Here is a 1,027-nt window from a genome sequence, read left to right on the forward strand (position 1 = left end):
CCGTATACCTGCGTCAATTCCAGCAGTTTTGCGCGCGCTTCGTTGAACTTGCCTGCGAGTGCCAGCTTCACGACTTCGCCAACCTTGGACCTGCCGGAAAGCCCGATTGCCGCGGACACGTTTGCAACGCTGATGGCGCCCATGCCGGCGGCCGCCTGCATGACGTTGATAGAGTGGCGCATGTCGCCGCCCGTCGACTCGAAGATCTGCTCAAGCGCCTTTTCGTCACATTTTGCCTTTTCCTTGCCGCAAATCAGCTTCATGTGCCCGATGACGTCGTTTCTTGGCAGGCGGGTAAAGCGAAAGACGACGCACCTGCTCTGTATCGGCTCGATTATCTGCGACAAATAGTTGCATATGATGATAAAGCGCGTCGTGCGCGCGCTGTCCTCTACGATGCGCCTCAGCGCGGTCTGCGCCTCCGACGTCATCTCGTCGGCCTCGTCGAGTATGATTATCTTGGGCTTGTCAAAGTCCTTGTCGGTGGCCAGTTTCACAGACGCCGCAAACTCCTTTACTCGCTCGCGCACCATCTTGATCCCGCGCTCGTCAGACGCGTTCAATTCCAGCGTGTTCTTGCGCCACTCTTCGCCCAGTATCTCGCGGGCGATGCAGAGCGCGGCCGTGGTCTTGCCGACGCCGGCAGGCCCGGAAAAGAGCATGTGCGGGATGTCCGGGCTTTTTATCAGGTTGGCGATGCCGGTTATGATGTCCTTCTGGTTGACGACGTCTTCTAGCTTTTGTGGCCTGTACTTCTCGGTCCACATGAGGCTGGCAAGGTCGGCTTTTTTGGCGGACACGCTTCACTTCAACCTTTTTAATGAATTAATATCTTGCTGCCGAGAAAAGCTTGTCCTACGCAAGCTCGTGCGGGCTAGCTCTGAGCTTAGCTAAAGCTGTTCTGACAAAAGATATAATGGAAACCAAGCTCTTACAGTTTACCTATATGGAGGATGCCCTGGCCGAATCCAGCGTAGAAGCTATACAGAGCGTCTACCAGATTGGCTACATGAACGAAGACGTGCGC

1 protein-coding gene is annotated in these 1,027 nt (G+C 55.4%); it reads right to left on the bottom strand.

All coding sequences use genetic code 11. The annotated features are described in order from the left end of the window. The coding region (locus ACREAY_RS12145; RefSeq protein ID WP_431756026.1) for a replication factor C small subunit at window positions 1-800 on the bottom strand (800 nt) is incomplete at its 3' end. Window positions 801-1,027: the final 227 nt, after the last annotated feature.

This window comes from Nitrososphaera sp., from assembly GCF_050748925.1.
In the GTDB taxonomy this organism is placed as follows: Archaea; Thermoproteota; Nitrososphaeria; order Nitrososphaerales; family Nitrososphaeraceae; genus Nitrososphaera.